The sequence below is a fragment of the Pseudomonas emilianonis genome (genome assembly GCF_023072625.1).
GTDB lineage: Bacteria > Pseudomonadota > Gammaproteobacteria > Pseudomonadales > Pseudomonadaceae > Aquipseudomonas > Aquipseudomonas paraveronii.
This window is the reverse complement of sequence record NZ_JAKNRV010000450.1, coordinates 1-3,600: the sequence shown is the minus strand read 5'-3', so window position 1 is coordinate 3,600 and position 3,600 is coordinate 1. Positions and strand designations below refer to the sequence as shown.

General features: G+C 64.5%; 4 pseudogenes. 3 read left to right on the top strand and 1 reads right to left on the bottom strand.

The window, feature by feature from the left end:
- From L9Z73_RS27270 to L9Z73_RS27260, 3 pseudogenes are all read left to right on the top strand, one after another.
- Positions 1–126 (top strand): annotated as a pseudogene (locus L9Z73_RS27270) (MarR family transcriptional regulator); the annotation flags it as partial.
- Positions 123–1,532 (top strand): annotated as a pseudogene (locus L9Z73_RS27265) (transglutaminase family protein); the annotation flags it as partial. The pseudogenes L9Z73_RS27270 and L9Z73_RS27265, both read left to right, overlap by 4 nt.
- A 197-nt stretch (positions 1,533–1,729) precedes the next feature.
- Positions 1,730–3,047 (top strand): annotated as a pseudogene (locus tag L9Z73_RS27260) (circularly permuted type 2 ATP-grasp protein); the annotation flags it as partial.
- Here the strand turns inward: L9Z73_RS27260 and L9Z73_RS27255 are convergent.
- A pseudogene (locus tag L9Z73_RS27255) lies at positions 3,042–3,600 on the bottom strand (MFS transporter); the annotation flags it as partial. The pseudogenes L9Z73_RS27260 and L9Z73_RS27255 sit on opposite strands and share 6 nt — an antisense overlap.

Sequence of the window (3,600 nt, the reverse complement as noted above, 5' to 3'; positions counted from 1 at the left end):
GGCATGCAGTTGGCGCAAATGTCCCGAGGTTGGCGCGCCGAACTGGACCGCCGTTTGGCGGGGCTAGGCTTGTCCCAGGCACGCTGGCTGGTGCTGCTGCACCTGGCTCGTTTCGAAGACCCGCCGAAGAACTGCACTGCCCGGTGCTGCTGGAAGGCTACGAGCCGCCGGCGGACTACCGTCTGAGCAACTTCCGGGTCACGCCCGACCCTGGTGTGATCGAAGTCAACGTGCAGCCGTCCGCCACCTGGGATGAGTTGGTGGAACGCACCGAGTTCCTCTACGAAGAGGCGCGCCAAACCCGCCTGACCACCGAAAAGTTCATGATCGACGGGCGCCACACCGGCACCGGCGGCGGTAACCACTTCGTGCTGGGCGGCGCGACACCCAAGGACTCACCGTTCCTGCGGCGCCCCGATCTGCTGCGCAGTTTGATCAGCTACTGGCACAACCATCCGTCGTTGTCCTACCTGTTTTCCGGCTTGTTCATCGGCCCGACGTCCCAGGCGCCCAGGGTCGATGAAGCCCGTAACGATGCGCTGTATGAGCTGGAAATCGCCTTTGCACAAATGCCCGCGCCAGGCGAAGAATGCCCGCCGTGGTTGGTGGACCGGCTGTTGCGCAATCTGCTGATCGACGTGACCGGCAACACCCACCGCGCCGAATTTTGCGTCGACAAGCTCTACTCCCCCGATGGCGCCACCGGGCGCCTGGGCCTGCTGGAGTTGCGCGCCTTTGAAATGCCGCCCCATGCACGCATGAGCCTGACCCAGCAATTGCTGCTGCGCGCGCTGGTGGCACGCTTCTGGCGCGAGCCGTATGCGCCGCCGAAACTGGCGCGCTGGGGCACCGAGTTGCATGACCGCTTCCTGCTGCCGCACTTCATCGAGCAGGATTTTGCCGATGTGATCGTCGAACTCAACGCCGCCGGCTACCCGCTGCGCGCGGAATGGTTTGCCGCGCACCTGGAGTTCCGCTTTCCTAAAGTCGGCGACTACGCCGTCAGCGGCATTGAACTGGAACTGCGTCAGGCTCTGGAGCCTTGGCATGTGCTGGGCGAGGAGGGCGCGGTCGGCGGCACGGTGCGTTATGTGGATTCGTCCCTGGAGCGCCTGCAGGTGAAGTTGAGCGGGCTGCCACCGCAGCGCTATTTGCTGACCTGCAACGGCATCCCGGTGCCGCTGCAACCGACCGGGCGCATCGGCGAGTTCGTCGCCGGCGTGCGGTATCGCGCCTGGCAGCCGGCCAACTGTCTGCAACCGACCATTGCGGTGCATGCGCCGTTGGTGTTCGATCTGCTCGACACCTGGATGCAGCGCTCCCTGGGCGGTTGCCAGTATCATGTGGCGCATCCGGGCGGGCGGAACTACGACAGCCTGCCGGTGAACGCCAATGAAGCCGAGAGCCGGCGCATGGCGCGGTTTTTCCGCCTGGGGCATAGCCCGGGCAAGCTGCCTGTGCCGACCGTCGTGATCAATGACGAATTGCCGATGACTTTGGATTTGCGACGTTTCCCCAATAAAAATGACTGAATGCAAGCCAAAATGTAGGAGGGGGCTGTTGTGGCGAGGGAGCTTGCTCCCGCTGGGGTGCGAAGCGGCCCCAACGCAGGCGACTGCTACGCAGTCGAACGGGAGTAAACTCCCTCGCCACAGCAAGCCCGTCCCCACAAAGGATTTGCAGTGTTTGTTGAGTTAACCTGAGCCCCCTTGCCTCTGCCGAGCGTTCCATGTCCGACTTGCTCGACCGTTACCCGCTGACCGCGGGCACTTATCACGAACTGCTGGACGATAGCGGCGCGGTGCGTGCTCATTGGCAGCGCCTGCTCGACCACCTGCAACGCAGCACCCCCGCGCAACTGGCCCAGCGCCAGGCGTTGCTGACCCGGCAGATCCAGGAAAACGGCGTGACCTACAACGTCTACGCCGATCCCAAGGGCGCTGATCGCCCGTGGGAACTGGACCTGCTGCCCCACGTGCTGGCGGCCGATGAATGGCAGCACTTGTCGGCCGGCATCGCCCAGCGTGCGCGGCTGCTCAACGCGGTGCTGGCGGATCTCTACGGCCCGCAACGCTTGATCAAGGAAGGCTTGCTGCCGGCCGAACTGGTGTTCGGGCATAACAACTTCCTCTGGCCGTGCCAGGGCATCCAGCCGCCCGACGGCGCGTTTTTGCACCTGTATGCCGTCGATTTGGCGCGCACTCCGGATGGCCGCTGGTGGGTCACCGCCGACCGCACCCAGGCCCCGTCCGGCGCCGGTTATGCGCTGGAAAACCGCACCATCGTGTCGCGTGCCTTTCCGGATCTGTACCGCGACCTGCAGGTGCAGCACCTCACCGGTTTCTTTCGCACCCTGCAGGAAACCCTGGCACGCCAGGCGCCCAGCGATGAGCAACCGCCATTGATCGTGCTGCTCACGCCCGGGCGTTTCAACGAAAGCTATTTCGAACACCTGTACCTCGCCCGCCAGCTCGGCTACCCGCTGGTGGAAGGCGGCGACCTCACGGTGCGCGACAGCACGGTGTTCCTGAAAACCCTCAGCGGCCTGCGCCGGGTACACGCGATCATGCGCCGCCTGGACGACGATTTCTGCGACCCCCTTGAGCTGCGCACCGACTCGGCCCTCGGCGTGCCCGGCCTGCTCGACGCCGCGCGCCAAGGTAACGTGTTGGTGGCCAATGCCCTGGGCAGCGGTGTGCTGGAGTCCCCTGGCCTGTTGGGCTTTCTGCCGAAGATCAACGAGTTTTTGTTTGGCGAAGAACTGATCCTGCCGTCCATTGCAACGTGGTGGTGCGGCGAAGCGCCAGTGCTTGCCGAAGCCCTGGAGAAACTGCCCGAGCTGCTGATCAAGCCGGCATTCCCTTCGCAAAGTTTTAATCCGATCTTCGGTCGCGACCTGGATGACGAACAACGCCAGGCCCTGGCCGAGCGCATGCGCGCACGGCCTTACGCGTATGTCGCCCAGGAGCTGGCGCAGCTGTCCCAGGCGCCGGTGTGGCACACCGTCGAGGATCACCTGCAACACCGCGCCATTGGCATGCGCGCATCGAACCGGGGTTGCGCTCGGCCACCAAGGTCGTCACCAGGGGCAATTGCAACGCCCGCAACACCAGCACCGCGGCCGCGCCGACGATCACCCAATAACTGCCGAAAGCTGCCAGGGCCAACGCGCTCAGGAATGAAAACAGCAACAGCATCGACGTAGCGCCGAAGCGTTGCGCCGCGCGACCGCCCAACGGGCTCAGGAGCATTTCCGAGACATAACGCAAGGCCATCAAGCCACCGGCGATCAACACCGCGTCGCCACCGAGGAGTTTCTGTGCCTGGATCGACAGGCCAAAGATAAACAGCCCATCCAGCGCCACACCTTCGATAAACGACCACAGCGCCACACTGTCGGGCCACTTGAAACGGCGCCCCGGACTGCTGTGCAAATCATGGCCGACAGTAGGCAACCCCCGCGCCATCCACAAGCCCAGCAGGCAGCACCCGGCGAGAATCAGAAAGATCGGACGCGGCCCGGCCGATAAGGTCAGCCAGCCCCCGAGTGGCAATGCAAGCATCGGCCCGAGGGCGATCAATGCCCGCGAGCGCCCTGCC